Annotated in this window: 12 protein-coding genes and 1 pseudogene; 3 read left to right on the top strand and 10 right to left on the bottom strand. The window is 75.3% G+C overall.

The genetic code is table 11. From position 1 onward, the window contains the following. The first annotated feature begins 18 nt into the window (after positions 1 to 18). Positions 19 to 577: pseudogene (locus ABD335_RS18005) on the top strand (Uma2 family endonuclease). 55 nt (positions 578 to 632) lie between these two features. Then, complete coding sequence (locus ABD335_RS18000) at positions 633 to 1,484, top strand: isocitrate lyase/PEP mutase family protein (RefSeq protein ID WP_344324136.1); 852 nt, start codon at positions 633 to 635, stop codon at positions 1,482 to 1,484. 36 nt (positions 1,485 to 1,520) lie between these two features. On the opposite strand, the gene ABD335_RS17995 is transcribed toward ABD335_RS18000, so the two are convergent. Both ABD335_RS17995 and ABD335_RS17990 read right to left on the bottom strand, forming a co-directional pair. Next, the gene (locus ABD335_RS17995; protein ID WP_344324133.1) at positions 1,521 to 2,375 is read right to left on the bottom strand and encodes an ABC transporter permease; all 855 of its coding nucleotides are present in this window, start codon (positions 2,373 to 2,375) and stop codon (positions 1,521 to 1,523) included. Further along, positions 2,372 to 3,412, bottom strand: a complete 1,041-nt coding sequence (locus tag ABD335_RS17990; protein ID WP_344324130.1) for an ATP-binding cassette domain-containing protein — start codon at positions 3,410 to 3,412, stop codon at positions 2,372 to 2,374. Before ABD335_RS17990 ends, ABD335_RS17995 begins: the two co-directional genes overlap by 4 nt. A gap of 204 nt (positions 3,413 to 3,616) precedes the next feature. Between ABD335_RS17990 and ABD335_RS17985 the strand changes: the two genes are divergently transcribed. Continuing rightward, complete coding sequence (locus ABD335_RS17985) at positions 3,617 to 4,552, top strand: hypothetical protein (RefSeq protein ID WP_344324127.1); 936 nt, start codon at positions 3,617 to 3,619, stop codon at positions 4,550 to 4,552. A gap of 140 nt (positions 4,553 to 4,692) precedes the next feature. On the opposite strand, the gene argF is transcribed toward ABD335_RS17985, so the two are convergent. The 8 genes from argF to ABD335_RS17945 form a co-directional block, all read right to left on the bottom strand. Then, positions 4,693 to 5,697, bottom strand: a complete 1,005-nt coding sequence (argF, locus tag ABD335_RS17980) for an ornithine carbamoyltransferase (RefSeq protein WP_344324125.1) — start codon at positions 5,695 to 5,697, stop codon at positions 4,693 to 4,695. Between the two features lie 174 nt (positions 5,698 to 5,871). Further along, the gene (locus ABD335_RS17975; protein ID WP_344324122.1) at positions 5,872 to 7,101 is read right to left on the bottom strand and encodes an arginine deiminase; all 1,230 of its coding nucleotides are present in this window, start codon (positions 7,099 to 7,101) and stop codon (positions 5,872 to 5,874) included. Positions 7,102 to 7,228: 127 nt separating this feature from the next. After that, positions 7,229 to 9,277, bottom strand: a complete 2,049-nt coding sequence (locus tag ABD335_RS17970; protein ID WP_344324119.1) for a hypothetical protein — start codon at positions 9,275 to 9,277, stop codon at positions 7,229 to 7,231. Next, positions 9,274 to 10,368, bottom strand: a complete 1,095-nt coding sequence (locus tag ABD335_RS17965) for a hypothetical protein (protein WP_344324116.1) — start codon at positions 10,366 to 10,368, stop codon at positions 9,274 to 9,276. Before ABD335_RS17965 ends, ABD335_RS17970 begins: the two co-directional genes overlap by 4 nt. Continuing rightward, positions 10,365 to 11,459 carry a protein kinase family protein gene (locus ABD335_RS17960; RefSeq protein WP_344324113.1) on the bottom strand — a complete coding sequence of 365 codons (1,095 nt, stop codon included), beginning with the start codon at positions 11,457 to 11,459 and terminating at the stop codon, positions 10,365 to 10,367. The genes ABD335_RS17965 and ABD335_RS17960 overlap by 4 nt, the downstream gene beginning before the upstream one ends. After that, the gene (locus ABD335_RS17955) at positions 11,428 to 14,076 is read right to left on the bottom strand and encodes a hypothetical protein (protein WP_344324110.1); all 2,649 of its coding nucleotides are present in this window, start codon (positions 14,074 to 14,076) and stop codon (positions 11,428 to 11,430) included. Before ABD335_RS17955 ends, ABD335_RS17960 begins: the two co-directional genes overlap by 32 nt. Beyond that, positions 14,073 to 17,525, bottom strand: coding sequence for a tubulin-like doman-containing protein (locus tag ABD335_RS17950; protein WP_344324107.1), 3,453 nt, complete (start codon positions 17,523 to 17,525; stop codon positions 14,073 to 14,075). The genes ABD335_RS17955 and ABD335_RS17950 overlap by 4 nt, the downstream gene beginning before the upstream one ends. A gap of 123 nt (positions 17,526 to 17,648) precedes the next feature. Beyond that, complete coding sequence (locus ABD335_RS17945; RefSeq protein ID WP_344324104.1) at positions 17,649 to 20,057, bottom strand: VWA domain-containing protein; 2,409 nt, start codon at positions 20,055 to 20,057, stop codon at positions 17,649 to 17,651. Between the last annotated feature and the right edge of the window lie 8 nt (positions 20,058 to 20,065).

Here is a 20,065-nt window from a genome sequence, read left to right as displayed (position 1 = left end):
CCCGTCCGTGGAGGACCGATGAGCGCCCAGCCGCACTCGTACGCAGCCGCCGACCCGGAAACAGCGCTGAAGTACGCGAACCAGCACATCCGGGGGGACCGGGTGCAGATTCGTGGAGGGGGTCATCGAGCCGGTGTCACCGAGTTGGGACCACGAGGCCGCGGCGGACGCGATCCGCGAGCAGATCGGTCCGGCCGTACGACGGCTCGGCTGTGTGGCGGGATCGGGGAATCCGGACCTGCCGGGCGGCAGCAACTGGTACGTACCGGATCTGGCCGTCGTCCCCCGCGACCTGGCCAAGGGAGCGGGTGCGCCCCTCCCGGACCAGACGCTGCTGGTGGTCGAGGTCACCTCGGAGTCGACCGCCGACACCGACCGCACGGCCAAACGCCGTCGCCACGCGGAGTACGGCGCGCCGCTGTACCTGCTGGTCGACCGGCGGGAGCGCGCCTGCACGCTGTTCGCCGAACCCGGGGAACTCGGCCACACCCGGGTGGAAGGACCACATCCGTTCGGCACGCCCGTCCGGCTCCCCGAGCCGTTCGCCGTGGAGCCGGACACCTCCGCCCTGGGGTGAGCCCCGCCGGGGCCGGCACCGTACGAGGGGGAAGTCCAGAGGGGAGTCACATCCGATGAGCACGTCCGCGTCCGCCGTCTTCCGCGCGCTGCACCACGGGGAGCGGCCGCTGCTGCTGCCCTGCGCCTGGGACCACGCCTCGGCCGCCGCCCTGGTCGCGCACGGCTTCCCGGCCCTGGGGACCACCAGCCTGGGGGTGGCCGCCGCCGCGGGACTGCCCGACGCCACGGGCGCCGCGCGGGAGGAGACCCTGGCGCTCGGCCGGCGGCTGGCCCGCCTCCCGGTGCCCGTCAGCGTCGACGTCGAGGGCGGGTTCGGCGAGGAGCCCGCCGACGTGGCGGCACTGGCGAGGGAGTTGGCCGACGCGGGGGTGGCCGGGATCAACCTGGAGGACGGGCTGCCCGACGGACGCCTCGCCGATCCGGCCCGGCACGCGGCGAAGATCGCGGCCGTCAAGGAGGCCGCGCCCGCGCTGTTCGTCAACGCCCGCACCGACACCCACTGGCTCGCCGCCGAGCCCACCGTGGACGCCGCGCTGCGCCGGGCGCGCGTGTACCGGGAGGCCGGGGCGGACGGCGTCTTCGTGCCCGCCCTCGTCGACGAGGACGGCATCCGGGCGCTGACGGGCGAGCTGGACGTACCGCTGAACGTCCTCTTCTCCCCCGGGCGGCACACCTGCGAGCGCCTGGCCGAGCTGGGCGTGGCGCGGATCAGCCTGGGGTCGCTGCTGTTCCGCGCCGCCCTCGGGCGCGCCGTGGAGTCGGCCGTCTCGATCGCCGACCCGACCGCCGAGGCGCCGGAACCGCCCGGCTACGGCGCGGCCCGCGCCCTGGCCGACTTCTGGACGGACGACCTCCGGACGGACGCGGACCGAGGCACCGGACGCGGGACCGCCCGGCACCCGTGAGGGCACCGGGCGACCCGGACCGCCGCCCGCCGGACGTCACTTGCGGTTGTACAACCGCATGGTGATCGGCCCGAAGACGGCGAGCAGCACCCCGCTCCACCCCAGCGACCAGGCGATCTCGTCCGCGGGCCACTCGCCCGCCATCAGCCCCCGCACCGCCGAGGCCAGATGGGTCACGGGACTGTTGTTGACGAACGCCTGGAGCCAGCCGGGCATGGTGGAGGGATCCACGAAGATGTTGCTGAGGAACGTCATCGGGAAGATCACCATCATGCTGACGCCCATCACCGACTTCTCGGTGCGCAGCATCAGGCCGAACATCGTCCAGATCCACGAGAAGGCGAACGCGAAGACGATCAGCAGGGCCACCCCGGTGAGCACCCCGGCGACCCCGCCCTCCGGCCGGAAGCCCAGGATCAGGCCGAGGGTGAGCATCACGGCCGAGGCGATGGCGTAGCGCAGCATGTCGCCGAGCAGGTAGCCGACCATCGCCGACGGCCGCCAGATCGGCAGGGTGCGGAACCGGTCGAAGACGCCCTTGTCGATGTCGGTGTTGACCGCGACCCCGGTGTACATCGTGATCATCACGACGTTCATCACCAGGATGCCGGGGAGCAGGAACTGCAGGTACTGCGTGGTCGATCCGGCCAGCGCCCCTCCGAAGAGGTAGGTGTACATCAGCACCATCATGATCGGGAAGGCGGTGACGTCGAAGAGCTGCTCGGGCACGTGCTTGATCTTCAGCACCGCCCTCCAGCCGAAGGTGAACGACGCGGACCACGCGCTGGGCCGGGGCGGTCGCCGCCGGGCCACCAACAGGTCGGTCAGGGTCTCGGTGGCGACGGGGGCCACCTCTCCGGTCTGTGGTTCACGGGCCGTGGTGGTCGTCATGCGGAGACCTCTTCCTTGCCGGTTTCCCTGCCGGTTTCCCGGCCGGTTTCCTTGTCGGTGGTGTGGGGGGCGGGGCGGTCGGTGAGGGCGAGGAAGACCTCGTCCAGACTGGGCTGGCCCAGCGCGAAGGTGTCGACGGTGATGCCGGACCGGGCCAGTTCCGCCAGCGCCCGGGACGCCTGCTCGGCCGCCCCCCGGCCGTCGCCGTCGGTGCCGACCCGGGCGGTCAGGGCGACCGGATCGGGGTCGAGCTGGACCTGCGCGTCCAGCACCCGGGCGAGCAGCCGCTCGGCCTCGGGCCGCCGGGCGGCGTCCCGCAGCCGCAGGTGCACCGCGCCGGCGCCGACCGACGCCTTCAGCTCGCCCTTGGTGCCCTCGGCGATGACCCTGCCCTTGTCGATGACGGCGATGCGGGACGCCAACTGGTCGGCCTCGTCCAGGTACTGGGTGGTCAGCAGCACCGTGGTGCCCTGGGCGACCACGGCCCGCACGATGTCCCACACCTGGTTGCGGCTGCGCGGGTCCAGGCCGGTGGTCGGCTCGTCGAGGAAGAGCAGGTCGGGGGTGTTGAGGATGGAGGCGGCGATGTCGATGCGGCGCCGCATCCCGCCCGAGTAGTTCTTGACCTGCTTGTCGGCGGCCTCGCTCAGTCCGAAGGCGTCCAGCAGCTGCGCGGCCCGCTCCCGGGCGGCGTGCTTGCGGTGCCCCAGCAGCCTGCCCAGCAGGACCAGGTTCTCCGTCCCGGTCAGGTCCTCGTCCACCGACGCGTACTGTCCGGTCAGGCTGACCCGGCCGCGCACGGCGTCGGCCTCGCGCAGCACGTCGTGCCCGAAGACCCGGGCCTCGCCGCCGTCGGGGCGCAGCAGGGTGGCCAGCATCTTGACCGTGGTGGTCTTCCCCGCGCCGTTGGGACCGAGGACCCCGTAGACCGTGCCCGCGGGCACGGCGAGGTCGACACCGTCCACCGCGCGGGTCTCCCCGAACACCTTGACCAGCCCCGATGTCTCGATCGCCAGGCCGGATGCGCTGTCGCTCATGGTCCGTCGTCCTCGTTTCCGTCGTCCGTGGTCGTCCGCGGTCGGCGCGTCGACGCGCCCTTCACGTCGTGCAGACTCCTCGGGGACGCCGAACTCATCGCTCCCGCCGGAAGCGGTTCCGGACGAGCGGGAACCGCACGCGCCGTCGCCGCGTGATCACAGGGCATGGTCGTGGGAGTCCCGGAGAACGGAACGTGGCGGTCGGTGTCCGCCCGCCTGGCATCGGTCTTCGTCGCGGGCTGCCTCCTCACCGTCGTCCAGGTCGAGGCGGTCCTCGTCGCGGTCTTCGCCACCGATTCCGACGGTCGGACGACCGGTGGGGTCGTCGGCGTCGCCCTCGCCGCCCTCGCCGTCGTGGCGGTGGTGGGAACGGCCCTGCTCGCGGCGGTCGGGGCGGCCTTCCGGCCGTTCGTGCCGCTCGTTCGGCGCCGGCGCGGGCCGTGGCGGTGGGCGGCGGGTGTGCACGCGCTCGGCACGGTCTGCACCGTCGGGGCCGTGGCGGTGGCCCTGGCGATGCGCCCTCGGGGCGGCGGCCCGGAGATCGACGACCTGCTCTTCCCGTTCGGCGGCGCCTGCCACGCGCTCGCCGCCGCGCTGTTCCTGCCGGGACCCCGGGTCCGGACGGCCGCCCTGGGGGCCGCGGTCCTCCTCGCGGCCGGCTGGTGGTACGTCGCCTGGGACGCCGGCCGGACGCCCACCCTCGACGAGTGGATCGCCGCCAACGGGGTGGACCGCGCCCTGCTGCGCGTGGGCGACCCGCCGCCCGGCCACGTGCTGGGCGGCGTGGGCGCGAGCGAGGACGGCTTCGGCGCCGCGTACGTGCGGCCCGGCTCGGCCGGGCTGCACCTGTCCGTGGAGCGCGTCGGCCACGACACCCGGCGCACCGACCGGCGCGGCTGCCCCGTCCCCTACGGCGAGACGATCCGCTGCGAGGACGACGGCGGGGGCCGTCTGCTGGTGGTGTACGAGGGCGACCACGAGTGGTGGGAGCTGCGGCTGCGCCGTGACGGGTTGGTGCACACCGTGACGGTGCGGGACGCCTCCGCCGGGCTGCCCGCGGCCCGGCACGTCCTGTCCACGCTCCGGCCGGCGACCGACGCGGAACTCGCCGGCCTGGTGGAACTGCCGGTGCGGCGGTGACCGGAGGTGGCCGGCAGTGACCGGCGGTGACCTTCGGGGCCGCGCGGCCGGCCGCACCGGACCGGACCCGCGCCGCGCGGTGCCGACTCCCCTCCGGACGGCACCGCGCGGCGCGGTGTGCGATCCACCGGCGCGGGGGCTCAGGCCCCCGCGAGGGTGGCGACCAGGACGGCCTTGATGGTGTGCATGCGGTTCTCGGCCTCGTCGAAGACGACGGAGTGCTCCGACTCGAACACCTCGTCCGTCACCTCCAGGGACTCCAGTCCGTACCGCCGGTGGATCTCCCGTCCGACGGCCGTGCCCAGGTCGTGGAAGGCGGGCAGGCAGTGCAGGAACCGCACGTCCGGGTTGCCGGTGGCGCGCAGGACGTCCATGGTGACGGCGTACGGGCGCAGCAGTTCGATGCGCTCCTCCCACACCTCCTCGGGCTCCCCCATCGACACCCACACGTCGGTGGCGACGAAGTCCGCGCCGAGGACGCCCTCCTCGACCTTCTCGGTGAGGGTGACGCGGGCGCCGGTGCGCTCGGCCAGGGAGCGGGCCGCGGCGATCACGCCCTCCTCGGGCCACAGGCTCCTGGGCGCGGCGATGCGCACGTCCATGCCGAGCAGGGCGCCGGTGACGAGGTAGGAGTTGCCCATGTTGTTGCGGGCGTCGCCGAGGTAGGCGTAGGCGATCCCGGTCAGGGGCTTGTCGCTGTGCTCGGTCATGGTGAGCACGTCGGCGAGCATCTGGGTGGGGTGCCACTGGTCGGTGAGCCCGTTGTAGACGGGGACCCCGGCGTGGGCGGCCAGTTCCTCGACGATCTCCTGGCCGCTGCCGCGGTACTCGATGGCGTCGTACATCCGCCCCAGCACCCGTGCGGTGTCCCCGACCGACTCCTTGTGGCCGATCTGGGAGCCGGACGGGTCGAGGTAGGTGGTGTGGGCGCCCTGCTGGGCGGCGGCGACCTCGAAGGCGCAGCGGGTGCGGGTGGAGGTCTTCTCGAAGATCAGCGCGATGCTCCTCCCGCGCAGCCGCTGCTCCTCGGTGCCCGCCCGGCGGGCCGCCTTCAGCTCGGCGGCCAGGTCGACCAGCCGGCGGAACTCCTCGGGGGTGAAGTCCAGCTCCTTGAGGAAGTGGCGGCCCGTGAGATCGATCGCCATGGGGGCTCCTAGGGACTGTCGGGTACGACGAGAGAAACGGAAGTCTATACGAAGAATCGCATCACTATGCAGGCGGGGTGCCGTGCGATCCGCCGACGCTCCGCCGCGCCGCGTCCTGCCGCGCCCGTCCTACTGTGCCGTGTCCACCGTGTCGCGTCCCGTCACGCCGTCCCGTCACGCCGCGTCCCGCTCGACCGGACAGCTCATGCAGCGCGGCCCGCCCCGGCCCCGGCCCAGCTCGCTGCCGGGGACGGTGATGACCTCGATCCCGTGCTTGCGCAGATGGGTGTTGGTGGTGACGTTGCGCTCGTAGGCGATGACGACGCCCGGCTCGACGGCCAGCACGTTGCAGCCGTCGTCCCACTGCTCCCGCTCGGCGGCGTGCACGTCCTGGGTGGCGGTGAGGACCCGGATGTCGTCCAGGCCGAGGGCGGCGGCGATGGCGCGGTGCATGTGCTCGGGCGGGTGGTCGGTGACCTTCAGCTCCGTCTCCGCCGCGCCCGGCTCGATGGTGTAGGAGCGCAGCATCCCCAGGCCCGCGTACTGGGTGAAGGTGTCGCCGTCGACCATCGTCATCACGGTGTCCAGGTGCATGAAGGCACGGCTCTTGGGCATGTCCAGCGCCACGATCGTCCGGGCCGAACCCGCCGCGAACAGGCCGCGGGCGAGCGTCTCCACCGCCTGCGGGGTGGTGCGCTCGCTCATCCCGATGAGCACCGCGCCGTTGCCCAGCACCAGGACGTCCCCGCCCTCGATGGTGGAGGGGTAGGCGCCCTGCCCCTCGGACCAGACGTGGAAGCCGTGCTCCGGGGAGGTGAAGAGGGGATGGTGGCGGTAGATGGCCTCGAAGTGGACGGTCTCGCGCTGGCGGGCGGGCCAGCGCATGGCGTTGACGGCCACCCCGTCGTACACCCAGGCGGAGGTGTCGCGGGTGAACAGGTGGTTGGGCAGGGGCGCCACCAGGAAGTCGTCCAGGTCCATCACGTGGAAGCGGACGGAGACCGGTTCCTGGTACCGCGCCAGGTACTCCCGCTTGGTCATGCCGCCCACCAGCGCCTCGGCCAGCTCGCTCCCGGACATCTCGTCGAAGACGGCGCGCAGGTGGTCGGCGGCCAGCGGCCCGTACTCCTTCTCGTGGAAGGTGCGGTCCAGGACGAACGCGCGGGCGGCGGGAACCTCCAGGGTCTCCGCCAGCAGGTCGCCGAAGAGGTGGACCTCCACGCCTCGGTCGCGCAGCACGTCGGCGAACCCGTCGTGCTCCTGGCGTGCCCGCCGCACCCAGAGCACGTCGTCGAAGAGCAGGTCGTCCCGGTTGGACGGGGTGAGCCGTTTCAGCTCCAGATCGGGGCGGTGGAGGATGACGCGACGCAGCCGCCCGGTTTCGGAATCGACGTGGAATCCCATGCCACCATCCTCACCGCCCCGCCGCCCGATACACCCGTGACCACCGGACGCCCCCGCCGCGCGCCCGCGGCCCGTGCCGGTGCGCGCGGCGGTCGCGCGCACCGGCACGGGTGCCGTCGGCGCGTCGTCAGGACGCCGCCAGGACGATGATGAGCACCACCGCGACGACGAGCACCGACAGCAGGAGGATCACCCACACCTGTCCGGCGTGCCGCGACGGCTCCGGCGCGTCGACGACGTCGGAGACGGGGGGCCGGGGGGCCCTCCTCCACCACCGCCGTCGCGGTCCGGGCGGCCGGGCGCGGTCCGCCGGGTCCCCGCGGCTCCCGCGTCCGTCCGGTTCCGCCACGGGCGGGCCCTGGTCCCGCGGCGCGTGGCTCCGCGGGGCGTGGTCGGGGACGTGGTCCCGGGGGGCGTGGCTCGACGGCTCGTGGCTCCGCGCGGCGTGTCCCCGCGGCTCGTGGCTCCGCAGACCGTGGCCCCGCGGCTCGGGGGGCGGGGTGGGCGCCGGACGGGGCGCCGCGGTCGCGGGCGGCCGACCGGTCACCACGGGACGGTCCGGGGACCGGGGCGCGGGGGGCGCGGAGGAAGAGGGCGTGGGAGAAGAGGCAGCGAGAGAGGATGCGGCGGGAGACGGGGACGCGGCGGCGGGGACGCTCCCGTACCGCGCCGTCTCCCGGAACAGCGCCTTCCACCCCTGCTCGCCGAAGCCCGTGGGGCTCGGGTCGTCGACGAGGCGGCGCACCACCTCGCGGCCGGCCTCCCCGTGCCGGCTCCACAGCCTCGGCAGCGTCCGCGCCAACTGTGCCGCCAGCCGCTCGTCCCCGACGCAGGGACGCACCAGCGTCCGGTAGACCTCGACCGCCTCCCCCACCCGCGCCGGCCGCAGCCGGTCCACGTAGAGGTCGGCGGAGAGCACCGTCCGGCACACCTCCTCCCGCTCCGCCCCGCTCCGCAGGAGGTCGCCGTTGACCAGTTCGCGGAGGGCGGCGACGGCGTCCTCGCCCTGGGCCCCGGCCTCCAGTCGGCGCAGCGGCGCGTCGTCGCCGGCGCGCCGCTCCCGGTCCCCGGGAGCGACCCCGGTGCCGGCACCGGGGCGGACGCGGTCCGCGTCGTGCCCCGGCCCGCCGTACGGGGCCCGTGCCGGGTCGGGGGGCGCGGTCCGCGGCTCCCTCTCCCTCGGGGGCTCCGTCGCGGCGGACGCGCGCGGCGCCGGCGTCCCCGGGCGGGACGGGCCGCCGCGCCGCAGCAGGGCCAGCGTCTGCTGCACCTCGAAGAGCTGGTCGCCCAGGCGGTGCCGGTCCAGCGGGCCCACGTACTCCCGCAACCGGTGGGTGGTGTGCCGCACCGCCTCCTCGTCGCGGCGGATCCGCAGGTGGTGCGCGACCAGCTCCTCCGCGGCCGTGTGGGCCTGGTCGTGGCGGTGGGACCGGGCGAGGTCCACGCGGTGGAGCAGTCCGTCGTCGGCGGCGGACTCGGGCCACTCCGGGACGAACACGAACCGGAACGGCCCGGAGTCCCGGGTGTCGTGGGTGGCGAAGGACCACTGGCCCCGCAGCAGTCCCTGGAGGATGCGCACGGCCCCCCACAGCAGCGGCAGCGGGGCCCGGCCGCCGGTGCGGTCCAGGAGGGAGAGCCGGTGGTCGGGCCGGCGCAGCGCCTCGGCGACCAGCGCCGTCAGCTCCCCCCGGAACTCCTCCACCGCCTCGCCGAGCCTCTCGCCCACCCCGTGCGCCGCCCGGCCCAGGGCCGCGACGGGGACGGGGGCGAGCGCCTCGCCCTCCGCCTCCCAGGGGAACGCGTCGCCCCCCGGCCACCGCCAGGGGTACAGCCGCAGGCACAGGTCCGGGGTGAGGACCCGCCCGGAGCCGAACAGGGCGTGGCAGCAGGTGCTGGGCCGCCCGCTCGGGTCGGTGACCGGTGTCCGGCGGATGAGCAGCACCTTCCCGGCGGGCTCCAGCTCCTTGGGGAGGACCAGGCGGGCGATGCTCTCCCGGGCCGCCTCGCCGGGTACGCGCAGGGACGGGGCCACATAGCGGTGGATCGCCTCCAGCCGGTCGCGTTCGCCGGACCAGGCGGCCGGGCCGATGCCCGCGCTGCCCAGGGCGTTGCGCCCGCCCCAGCGGTAGACGACCTGGTGCACCGTCGCGCCGGCCGTTCCGTCGGTCGTCCTCACAGCCCCACCTCCCACGGGTCGATTCCGGGCAGCAGCCCGCACATGGCGAGGATCGACAGCAGCGGGGTCAGGGCCCGGCGCGGTCTGACGCCCTGGGGGAAGCCGTCGCCCTGCCGCTCGCCTCCGGTGGCCGTCACGAAGTGCAGGGTGCACCGCGCGCACTCGGCGAAGGGCTTCAACCACGCCGGCCCGGCGTGGTGGCGCAGGAAGGCGTAGGCGTCGCGGCTCTCTTCGCGCAGGGTCCGCGGCGTGGGCGTGGCGTCCTCGTGTTCGCCGAGCCAGCGGTCGACGGGCGGTTCGAAGCGGACCAGGTCGCTCTTGCCGATCACGATCGCGGCCGGGGTGTCCAGGTAGGCGCCGGCGCGGGGGATCCGGTCGAGCACGGCGCCGAACGCCCGGTCCCCCAGGTCGGTCTCGCGCTGCTCGTTCCTCTCCCGCACCGGGTCCAGGTAGGGCAGGCGCAGGGCGCGCAGCGGATCGACGACGAACACGAACGCGCTCACCCCGGCCAGGAACCGGGTGACCCGGTCGGACCGCTCCAGGTCCTCGCCGGACAGGTCGAAGAACACCACCGGACGGGTCTCCCGGCCGCCGCCGATCAGCAGGCCGTCGGTGAACCGGGCGAAGTCGTCGATGTGGACCTGCTCGGTGTGGTCCAGCATCGTCCCCTCCCGCAGCCGCCGCACCCGCTCGTCGACGAACCTGCGGTGGAGTTCGGCGTTGAGGGGGGCGGCCCGCAGGCCGTGACGGCCGAGCGCCCCGCGCTCGACCTCCCCGATCATCGCGGCGAGCAGGTGGGTCTTGCCGGCCGCCGAGCCGCCGACCAGGGCCACGGTCAGCGGCTCGCCGTGGGTGAGGTAGGGGACGGGGACGTAGTGCTCCTTCATGTCCGCCGTGCCGACGCACTTCTGGTACATCGTGCGCAGCAGGTCCTGCCGGCGGATCGGGTTGTACTCGCCGGAGACGTCCACCGGCTCGTACCGCCGTTGCTCGTTGAGCGCGTAGAGCCGGTCCGGGTCGAAGGCGAGGGGGTCGAGGCAGTAGGGGCACATCACCCGGCGCGTGCCGGTGTCGCCGGTGGGAACGCTCATCGCCGCCTTCCCCTGCCGCCGAACCACCCGCGCCGGACGCGCGGGCCGAAGCCGTCGTCGTCCGCGTCTCCCCCGCCGTACCCGCCGCCGTCCCTGTTGCCGTACCCGTTGCCGTACCCGTCGCCGTCGGCGGCTGGCGCCAGGCCCAGGGCCCGGCGCTTGCGGGCGAGTTCGTCGTCGAACGCCCTGCGGTCCGCCTCCAGCGGGTCGGGGGGCAACGGCCGTTCCTCCAGCGGGTCGGGGCGGTTGAGCATCCGCAGCACCTCGGCGGGCCGGGGCCGGTCCGCCGCGCGGGGGGCGAACGCATCGGCCAGCACGGCCAGCGCGGGACGTCCCGCCAGGTCGCGATGGGGCCCGGACGCGCTTCCGGGACGGCCGGTGAGCAGGTGGTACATCACCTGGGCCACGCTCCACAGGTCGTCCCTGGGATCGGCCTCGCCCCGGCCCTCGCGCTGTTCGGGGCCGGCCCAGGGGGCGGCGCCCAGCGGCTCCCGGGGCAGGCCGGCGCGCGTGGCCGTGTACGGCTCGGGCAGGCGCACCCGCTCCCCGTCCCACAGCACGCCGTGGGGGGTGATGCCCCGGTGGACGATCCCGACGGCCTCCAGGAGCCGGACGGCGAGGACGAGGTCGCCCATGATGGTCCGCTGGTCCCGCACGTCCACGCGGCCCGCCAGCCCGGCCAGGGGGGTGCCGCGCGAGGAGCGGTAGAACACGAACGGCTCCTCCGTGTCCAGGTGGTAGCCGGCGAGCCGGGGGAACAGCCGCGCGTACGGCGCCCCCCGGTACGCGCGGCTGACGGCCAGTCCGGCGCCGACCTCCCGCTCCAGCCGGTCGCGTGCCCGGTGGTCGTCCCGGGCCTCGCGCGGCAGCCGGTACTGGACCACCTTCCAGCCGGTGCCCAGGACCAGCCTTCCGGCCCGCAGGGGTTCGCGGTCCGGTGCGGGCACCTCCTCCCGGTGGGAGACGGTCAGCCGCTGGTGCGCGCCGTCGTCCGTGAAGAAGGCCAGTTCCCCGTGGGCGTCCGGGCCGCCTCCCGGCGCGTCCGCCCCGTCCGGCCGCTCAGTCGTCACCCCGGTGGTGGGCCACCGCATCCGCTCCTCCACGCCGTTCCCCCCTCTCCGTCCGTTCTCCGCCCGTCCCGGGCGCCGTGGGCGGATCGGCTCCGTCCCGGGGCCGGACCGTCCGCACGGAGCCGAGCCGCAGGGGCAGCAGCCTGAGGACGCCCGCGTACCGGCCGACGGGGGTCCACACGATGTCCTCCCCGTCGTCCCAGGGCTCCCGGAGCTCCGGCGACGCGACGGCCGGGTGCGCCGCGCGGCGCACGCTCTCGGGGGCGAACCGCACCCGGCGGCCGGCCCGCCGTTCCCGCGAGAGCAGCCGCCGGTGCTCCCGGGCGCACAGCGCCACGAGGCCCGGGCCCGTCTCCTCGGCGGCCAGCGTCCCGGCCACCCGCTCCGGCGCGATGCCCAGCAGCATCGCCGGGTCGGGACGTGCCCCGAGGTCGCGTGCGAACGGGGGCGGGGCGGTGACGCCCTCCTCGGCCAGGCGGGCGATCTCGCCGTCCAGCAGGTGCCGCACCTCCCGGTGGAGGGGGAGGGCGGCGGCCTTGTCGGGGTCGCGTTCGAACGCGCCCCACCAAGGGGCGAGGAGGCGTGCCACGCCGTCGAAGAGGTCGCCGGCGAGGGTGGCGACCAGCTCCGGGCCGCCGTCCATCACCTCCCGCTCCAGCCACCGCGGAGGGGCGTCCTCGGGCTCCTCGCCGGACGGGGCGCTCGTGCCCGGGGAGCCGGGCGCGGGCGGGTCCGCCCCGGGGGCCGGGGGATCGTCCCAGTCACCCCAGTCGTCCCACTCGTCCTGCGAGTCCCGCGGGTTCCAGTCGTCCCAGTCGCCCCACTCGTCCCGGTCGTCCCGGCCGCCCCGCCGCCGCTCCGGGCGGTTCTCCTCGGCGGCCTGGCGCGGGATGCCCGGAGCGGCCGGGCGGCCGGGGCCGCCGGCCGCGTGCTCGGCGCGGTGTTCCTCCACCGCGTCCGTCACGCTCCGGAGCATCCCGGCGGCGGCCCGGGCGCCGTTCGCGCAGTACAGCCGCACATCGGCGAGCAGCCAGTCGTGGACGGCCGCCTCCTCCAGGAGCCGTTCGAGGCCGAGTTGGGCGCCGCGCGCCGCCGGCGCCCCGGTGGCCTCCCACCAGTCGTCCACCGCCTCCGTCCAGCGGCGTACGGCGAACAGCACCGGCACGGCCGCCGCCAGGGGAAGGGCCGCCACTCCGACCGCGATCGGGACGCCCAGGGCGGTGCCCGCGGTCGCTCCCGCCGCCGTGCCCAGCACCCCGGCGGCCAGCCGCGGCCAGGCGCCCGGCCTGCTCTCCGAGCCCCGCCTCCCCTCGGGGTTCCGTGCCGCCGCCAGCAGGGCCAGGGCCGCCGCCGCGGCGGCGACGAGCAGGCCGAGGAGCCGGCCGATCCCGGGCCACAGGGCGACGGCCGCCGCGGCGGCGCCGAGGGCGGCGAGCTCCCGGCGGCGCACCCGGCGCACCAGGAAGGGCCGCGGCTCGGCCAGCCGTCCGATCAGGTCCGGCGGGCACTCCTGGTCCAACTGCCCGAGCCGGGCGGAGCTGCCGGTGGGGGTGGCCCGGTCCGACAGCGCGCCCAGCCGGTCGGCCACCGAGCGCAGCGGCAGCCGCCGCCGGAACAGGACGCCCGCGAACAGGCGCAGTCCCGGCACGATGTCCGCGCGCGACAGGTCCGGGATCGGGGGCACGTCGATGCCGCGCTCGTACAGCTTGCCGCGCTGCTCCGGGGGGAGTCCGACCGCGTCGCCCTCCACCAGGGCGTGGCGCACCGTGTCGCGGTGGTCCGCCAGGCACCGGGCGACCTCGTCCAGGGCGTCGCGCAGGCGGACGGTCCGGCCCGGCCCGCCCAGGAGGCCGGCGGCGCCGCGCACCCGCTCGTACTCCTCCTCCGCCTCGCGCAGCGCCGTGTCGCAGGCCCGCGCGTTGCGGTCCACCTCGCCGTCGGGGCGGCACCACGGGGCGTTCTCCACGCTCTTGGGCAGCGGTCCGCCGACGAGGGGTTCCAGCACCGCGGGCACGCCGTCGGTGTCGGCGCCCACGACGGGCACCGCGGCGCCGGGGGTCTCCTCGCCCACGAGGGCGGTGAGCGCCTGCTGCCACGCCCGGGCGCGGGCCGCGTCCGACAGGTCGTGCTCCAGGACCCGCAGGGCGGGGATGGCCACGCCCTTGGGCAGGACGGCGACCGCGGCCAGCACCGCGTCGAAGAGGGCGGGGGCGGCGAGCAGGTCGAGGAGCGGGCGCAGCGCCGCGCCGGACCGGTCCGGTGCCGGACCCGCCCCGCCGTACGGGTCCGGCACCCACAGCACGCCGACGGTGGGCGGGCGCAGGGACGAGGGCTTGTCGAGGATCCAGGGGGCGGGGCCGTCGGGCGCGTCCCCGTCGTCGGGACCGGCGGGCGGGGCCCCGGTCACCACGCACAGCGCGTGCCCGGAGCCGTAGGCGAGGACCTGTTCGTAGATCCGCTGGTTGTGGACCAGTCCCTCGGCGGTGTCCAGCACCAGGAACCGCTCGGTGGCGGCGGTGGCGGCCTCGCCGAGCGCCTCGCCCACGACGCGCCGCAGTTCGGCGGGGTCCGCGAGCCGCGACGGGGCCTGTGTCAGGTCCAGTCGGACGACCGGGGCCGTCGGGGTGGGGGTGCTCACCGGTGGTCCTCCTCGTCCCAGGGGTCGTCGAAGGCGGTCCGCTCCGGCCCTCTCGGGGCCGGGCGGGACGGCTCCCGGACGGAGGCGGGCTCACCGTCGTACCGCTCACCGTCGTACCGCTCGTCGCCGTACCGGTGGGCCGGCCGCGGTGCCGGGCGTCCGTTGACCCGGCGCTCCCACGCGCTCCCGGCCGGACCGTCCGGACCCCGCTCGTCCCCGTACCGGCGGCTCCGCTCGTCCCGGTACTCGTCCCGGTGCCGGCGCGCCTCCGGGACCGGGGCGCTCCGGTCGCCGTCCGGCTCCTCCCGGCGCCCGTCGCCGTCGGTCACCGCCTGGGCGAGGGCCCGCAGGGTCGGGCGGTTGGCCCGCAGCCCCCGGGGGAAGCGCAGGTCCAAGGCGCCCGTCACCGTGGTGGTCCAGAAGCGCAGCAGCGGTTCGATCCACTCCCGCGCGTCCTCGTCCAGCTCCTCGGAGAGCTTCTCCAGCCGCTCGGTCTCCCGCGGGGCGATCCGCTCCACGAACGTCCGGAACAGCGCGTGCGGTTCGCGCGGCGAGGTGGTCAGCCCCTCGGGCAGGGAGTCCATCAGCTCCCGGCAGAAGTCCTTGGTGGCGGAGCCCGCGTCCAGCAGCGCCCAGCGCTCGTAGGCGCGCAACAGGTCCGACCAACTGGAGACGGACCGGTCGTACGCCTCCAGGGCCAGGGTCATCGTCGCCGAGTCGCCGTCCCTCAGCCGGAAGCGGACGCGGTCGGGCGAGAGCGGATCGCCGACCACCTCCACCCGTCCGTTCCACATCGCGCACAGCATCCGCTGGAGGATGCGCTGCCGGTCGCTCTCCGTGCTGGCCAGCCACACGTCGCGGTAGCCGAGGCGCTGGCGCCAGGCGAGGTAGTCCTCGCGGCCCTCCCGCTCCCGGGCCTGGCCCCACAGCCGCAGCACCTGACGGACCTCGGAGATCTCGGTGAGGCTCATCTCGCTGCGGAACAGCACCACGGTGATCGACTCGGTGGGCACCCCGCGGAACTCGGGCGGGAGGCTGTTGTCGTCCCGCGGCAGCTTCAGCTCCTGCGCCAGGGTGGCGCTGACGCTCCTGCCCAGCCGGGTCTGGGGGTGGACGATGAGGATCTTCAGCTTCCCGGTGCCGTCGGGGGTGAAGCCGTCCGGCAGCATCCCGGCGAGCTGCGAGCGGAACTGCTCCAGCCAGCGCTCGTCGACCGAGGCGAGGGCCTCCTCGTCGCCCGCCGCGGCGGCGAGCAGCACGGCCAGCGACGGCAGCAGGGGCCGCTCCTGGTTCGCGCCCGTCTCCACGAACAGGCGCTTGATGTGCTCCTCCAGGACCTGCTTGACCTCCTTGACCGCGGCGCGCGGGGAGCGGGACACCGCCTCCAGCGCGCTCTGCCAGGAGCGCGGCTCGACGAGCCGGACCAGCAGGTCGGCCTCGTCCTGGTGCTCCTCCATGCCCTCGCGCTGGAGCAGTCGGGCCATCACGTCGTCGTAGAAGTCGCGCAGCGTGTTCTGCGGCGGGAGCAGGTAGGTGACGCCGGTCCGGTCCTCCCGGTACAGCTCCTTGGTGCGCCGGCTGAAGTGCCCGGCCTCCTCCTCCTCGTGCTCGCGGAACGCCCGGACCAGATCGCCGAGGTCCTTCAGCACCCGGTCGGCGGCCGGGCGCCAGCGGCTCTCCTGCTCCTTCCACTGCCGGTGCCACAGCCGGTGCGCGGACCACCCGTACCACTCGTCCTGCTCCTGGAGCGCCGCCTCCACGTCGGGGTCGCCCCAGCGCGCCGGCACGATCCCGCCGACCCGGCGGCCGATGCGCGGCACCTGGGGCGGGGTCGTCTCGACCCCGTCGCGCGGCTCGGGGGCGTTGCGGCGCTGGGCCAGCATGCCGACGAAGCCGGCCCGCGCGACCCGGTCGTCGTCCCCGGGGTTGCCGGCGAACACCCGCTCCAGCCGGAACGGGTCGTGGTCCTTCAGGAGCGCGTACAGGCCCCGGCGGGGGTTGAAGCGCTCGGCGAGCTCCGCCGCCCTGCGGTCCAACTGCCGGTCGAGCTGGGAGAGTTGGTCCTCCATGTCGCCGAGCCGGTCGCGCAGCGCCTGGGTGATCTCCTTGCCTCCCCTGGGCAGCGGATCGGGCGGCTGGACGGGGAGGGCGTCGCGCCGCCACACCTCCTCCACGCCCGACTCCCGGAAGGCGTCCGCCACCAGGGTCCGGTGCAGCTCCCCGCCCTTGCGCGCCTGGTCCGCCAGCCCGCGCACCGCGGCGGCGAGCATCCGGGAGGCGACGATCTCCGCCAGCTCGTCCACCGGCACCGTCAGCGAGGCGGCCAGGCTGGTGGACATGCCCTGGAGGCCGATGCCGGTGGCGGACGGGGCCGACCTGCTCGTTCCCCGGTTGACGAAGCTCGCCGCGAAGGACTGGTACTCGTCGTCCGCGCGTCCCCGGCCGTTCTCGTCGCCGAGCTCCGTGCCGATCAGGGACATCACCATCGCGGTGATGGAGCGCCGCAGGTCGTCGGGGCGCATGCCCGCGGTACGGCTGAACAGGAACGCGGTCTGGACGGTCGAGGTGCGCAGCCGCACCGGGGTCAGGTGCGGGTACTTCACCCCCAGCGAGCCGCGCTGCTCCATCTCCACGTCGCCGATGTCGGCCGCCGCGTCCGTCGCGTTCTGGTCGTCGACCAGCCGGGAGAGGTCCACCAGGGCGCGGGAGGCGTTGAGTTCGGCCTCGCGTCCGCCGCCCGCCTCCGGCGGGAACGCGGACGGCATCACGACCAGCGGGTAGATCTTGACGCCGGTCAGGTTCACCTCGTTGAAGGCGTGCCCGATGAGGTGCAGGAAGTCGTAGAAGATGCCCGCCCCGGTGCCGCCCGCGACGGAGAAGGCCACGAACACGTCGTAGCCCCGGATCTGCCGGCCGCCCAGCTCCCGGATGTCGCCCGCGGACTTGCTGAGCGCGTCGATCGCGGCGCGCAGCGGGCCGAGCACCTGGTCGGGGCCGCTGCGCATGGTCGCGAAGAGCGAGGCCCGGCCCACCGTGGGGAGCTGTCCGGCCCCGGTGTGCAGCGGGGAGACGCGGGGCTCGTCCAGCCGCGGCGGCAGCCAGTCGGCGACCTCGTCGTGCAGGGCGATCCGCAACATGCGGGTCACCTCGGGCGAACTGTCGTACGTGGGCAGCAGGTTGTGGACGGCGCGCGAGGTGCGGGCGTAGGCCCCCGCCTCGGGGCCCCGCGCGCTCAGGTGGGGCAGCCGGTCCAGTTCGGACTCGCTGAAGTCCGCGTACACGAACTGGAGGCAGTCCGGGAGCTGGAACGGCGCCCGCTTGCCCCCGTTGACCAGCGCGGTGCCGTCCGGGCCGCACAGTTCCCGGCGCAGGCCGCGCTCGAGTTCGACGCCGATGCGGGCGCCGGTGCCGCCCAGCCCCACGAAGAGCATGGGTTGGTAGATCTTCATCTCGTCACTTCCCTTGTCCGTGTCCCACGGACCGACGGTGCGTACAGCGGAGGGCGGAGTCGGTGGGCGGGCCCGCCCGACGGAAGCGGAGGGCCCGCCCGGAAGGCCGGGTCGGAAGGCGGGTCAGAAGGCGGGGTCGTGGCCGCCCGACCCCCTGCCCGGCCTCCCGCCCGGGGCGGTGCGGCCGGTCGTGCCGCGGCCCGCGGTCGCGCGGCCCGCCCCGGCCCTCGGGGTGCCGCCCGCCGGCCGCGGGCGGCTTCCGGAGTCGCGCCCCGCCGTTCCGGAACGGCGGTCGCGGGACGGGGCGCGCTCACCGCGCACCAGCAGTTCCAGCCCGTGGTCCAGCGGCACCGCGCCCCCGCGGGGCACCGCCTGTTCGCGGCCCCCCGGCGTGCGGAGCCGGAGCCCGCCGTCCCTGCGCCACAGGCGGTACGTCCCGTCCGAGCCGGAGTTCCTGCGGCGCAGCGACGGGCGGGCCGAGGAGGGGCCCTCGACGGCGAAGTGGTAGGAGCGCACGCCGCTGCCCCGCACCCGCAGTTCGCCCAACGACCGTCCCTCGCGGCGCAGTTCGACCACCAGCCCGTGGAGGGAGTCGCGCCGCCTGCCGTACAGGACGCGGGCGGCCACGACGCCGGCGCCGACCACCAGCACGCCGCAGGCCAGGGCCACCGCCCACCACCACCGGTCCCACCACGTGGGCTCGGGCTCCACCGTGACGGCGAGGAAGGAGGTGCGCAGCGTGCGGTCCGCGTCGGTGGCGTCGACGACGGCGATGGTGCCGCCGGCCTCGCCCGGGGCCGCGTCGGCGTCGAACCGGAGGTCGAACGGCACCCGTTCGCGGGCGCCCGGCTCCACGGTGACCCGGGAGGGGTCGATCCGCGCCGGGGACGCCGTCCCCTGGTCCCGGAGCTCCAGCCGCAGGGTGTGGGGCGCGCTGTCGTTGTTGCGCACCGTGAGCGTCCCGGTCACCCTGCCGCCGGGGTGCACGGTGTGTCCGTCCAGGGTGACCCCGGCGGTGACCTTCGGGTTCTCCAGCGAGATCCGGGTGGCGAAGGGCCGCCGGTCGCTCCTGATGCCGGGGGCGGCCATCTCCCCGGTGAGCTCCAGCTTGCCGGACGCCTCCCGCGGGACGCGGAGTCCGGCGGTGTACCGCACGTCGTCCGCGCGCTCGTCCGGGCCCTTGCCGTCGTCCCGGAGCACCACGTCCACCGGGTCGAAGCCGTCGCCGGACAGCCGGGCGGTGACCTTCACCCCGGCGAGCTGCCCGGGGTCGCTGATCACCACGCCGCGCCGGGTCTGCATCCGCATCTGGACCACGACCTCCTCGCCGGGACGCGGCGCGGAGGGCTCCAGGGAGACGAAGGAGCGGAGCACGCCCTGCCAGATCGCCCGCACGGTGACGGGGCCGTCCCGCCGTCCGTCGGGCATCTTCACCCGCACCCGCCACTCGCCCGGCAGCGGGTCCTTGACGCGCAGCGCCTCCACGGGGCTGTTCTGGCCGCTCAGCTCGAACCGCGACCCGTCGAACGTCCCCTCCACGGGGACCTTCCTCCCGCGGGGGTCGTAGTAGGTGGTGGTGACCCGGGGGTCGCGCTTGATGACGGTGATCGAGCCGTCGGTCGCCAGCGGCGGGATCGTCACGCGCAGCTCGCCCGGGCCCTCGCCCGGTCCGCCCTGTTCGACCTTGGCGCAGCGGGCCGCGGCGAACGTCTCCTGGAGCGCCTTGTCCACGTCGGCCGCGCCCTGGACGACCCGCATCCGGGGCTTGGCGTCCGAGATGTCGGCACAGCCGTCGCGGTACCCCCGGGCGGCCATGTCGCGCAGGGCCTTCCGGTCGATCCCGTTCCCGAAGCCGAGCGGCCAGATCTGCACCTTCTCCCGACGGGCCTGGGCCAGCAGGTCGTCCAGCCGTTTGCGGGCGTTCTCCTGACGGCTCGTGGGGTCCGCCCCGTACGAGGGGCTGTCCCGGACGTCGAGCTTGCCGTCGGTGAGCAGGAAGACGACCTTCGGGGCCCCTTCGGGCCCGCCCTCGGCGAGGCGTTCCAGGGCCTGGGAGAGGGCGGCCGGGAAGTCGGTCCCGGGGCCGAGCCGGTGCTCCTCGCGGTCCGTCAGGTCCTTGACGCAGTCGCTGAGTTCCTGCCGTCCGGCGGTGTCGACGACGGTGGGGGGACAGGCTTCGTACACCGGCTGCTGGCCGGTCTTCTCCGCGCTGCCGAAGCCGATGACGGTGGCCCGGGAGCGCTCCGATATCTCGCCCTGGCTGATCAGCGCGGCCGCCTCGGCCTCCAGGTCCAGGGCCTTCTCGTCGATGCTGGCCGACACGTCGACGACGACGGCGAAGTCGATCGGGTCGGGTCCGTCGGCGGGAGCGCCGGGCGCCGCCGTGCCGGGGGGCGCGTACAGCAGTCCGGCGAGTGCGCACAGCACCGCGGCGGCCGTCGTCGCGCGCCGGCGTCGAGAGGTGCGCCGGCCGTCGGCCGTCGCACGGACCCCGTGTCGGGACGCGCCCGACCGGGAGATGGTCACAGACATGTCTTCCC

The organism is Streptomyces macrosporus (assembly GCF_039533145.1).
GTDB lineage: Bacteria > Actinomycetota > Actinomycetes > Streptomycetales > Streptomycetaceae > Streptomyces > Streptomyces macrosporus.
This window is presented reverse-complemented; position numbering and strand designations above follow the sequence as displayed.

Excerpts from the sequence above, each read along its gene's own strand:
- ABD335_RS17995 (WP_344324133.1), bottom strand. The coding sequence starts at position 2,375 with ATGACGACCACCACGGCCCGTGAACCACAGACCGGAGAGGTGGCCCCC.
- ABD335_RS17950 (WP_344324107.1), bottom strand. The coding sequence starts at position 17,525 with ATGAAGATCTACCAACCCATGCTCTTCGTGGGGCTGGGCGGCACCGGC.
- ABD335_RS17945 (WP_344324104.1), bottom strand. The coding sequence starts at position 20,057 with ATGTCTGTGACCATCTCCCGGTCGGGCGCGTCCCGACACGGGGTCCGT.
- ABD335_RS17960 (WP_344324113.1), bottom strand. The coding sequence starts at position 11,459 with ATGCGGTGGCCCACCACCGGGGTGACGACTGAGCGGCCGGACGGGGCG.
- argF (WP_344324125.1), bottom strand. The coding sequence starts at position 5,697 with ATGGCGATCGATCTCACGGGCCGCCACTTCCTCAAGGAGCTGGACTTC.
- ABD335_RS17990 (WP_344324130.1), bottom strand. The coding sequence starts at position 3,412 with ATGAGCGACAGCGCATCCGGCCTGGCGATCGAGACATCGGGGCTGGTC.
- ABD335_RS17975 (WP_344324122.1), bottom strand. The coding sequence starts at position 7,101 with ATGGGATTCCACGTCGATTCCGAAACCGGGCGGCTGCGTCGCGTCATC.
- ABD335_RS18000 (WP_344324136.1), top strand. The coding sequence starts at position 633 with ATGAGCACGTCCGCGTCCGCCGTCTTCCGCGCGCTGCACCACGGGGAG.
- ABD335_RS17965 (WP_344324116.1), bottom strand. The coding sequence starts at position 10,368 with ATGAGCGTTCCCACCGGCGACACCGGCACGCGCCGGGTGATGTGCCCC.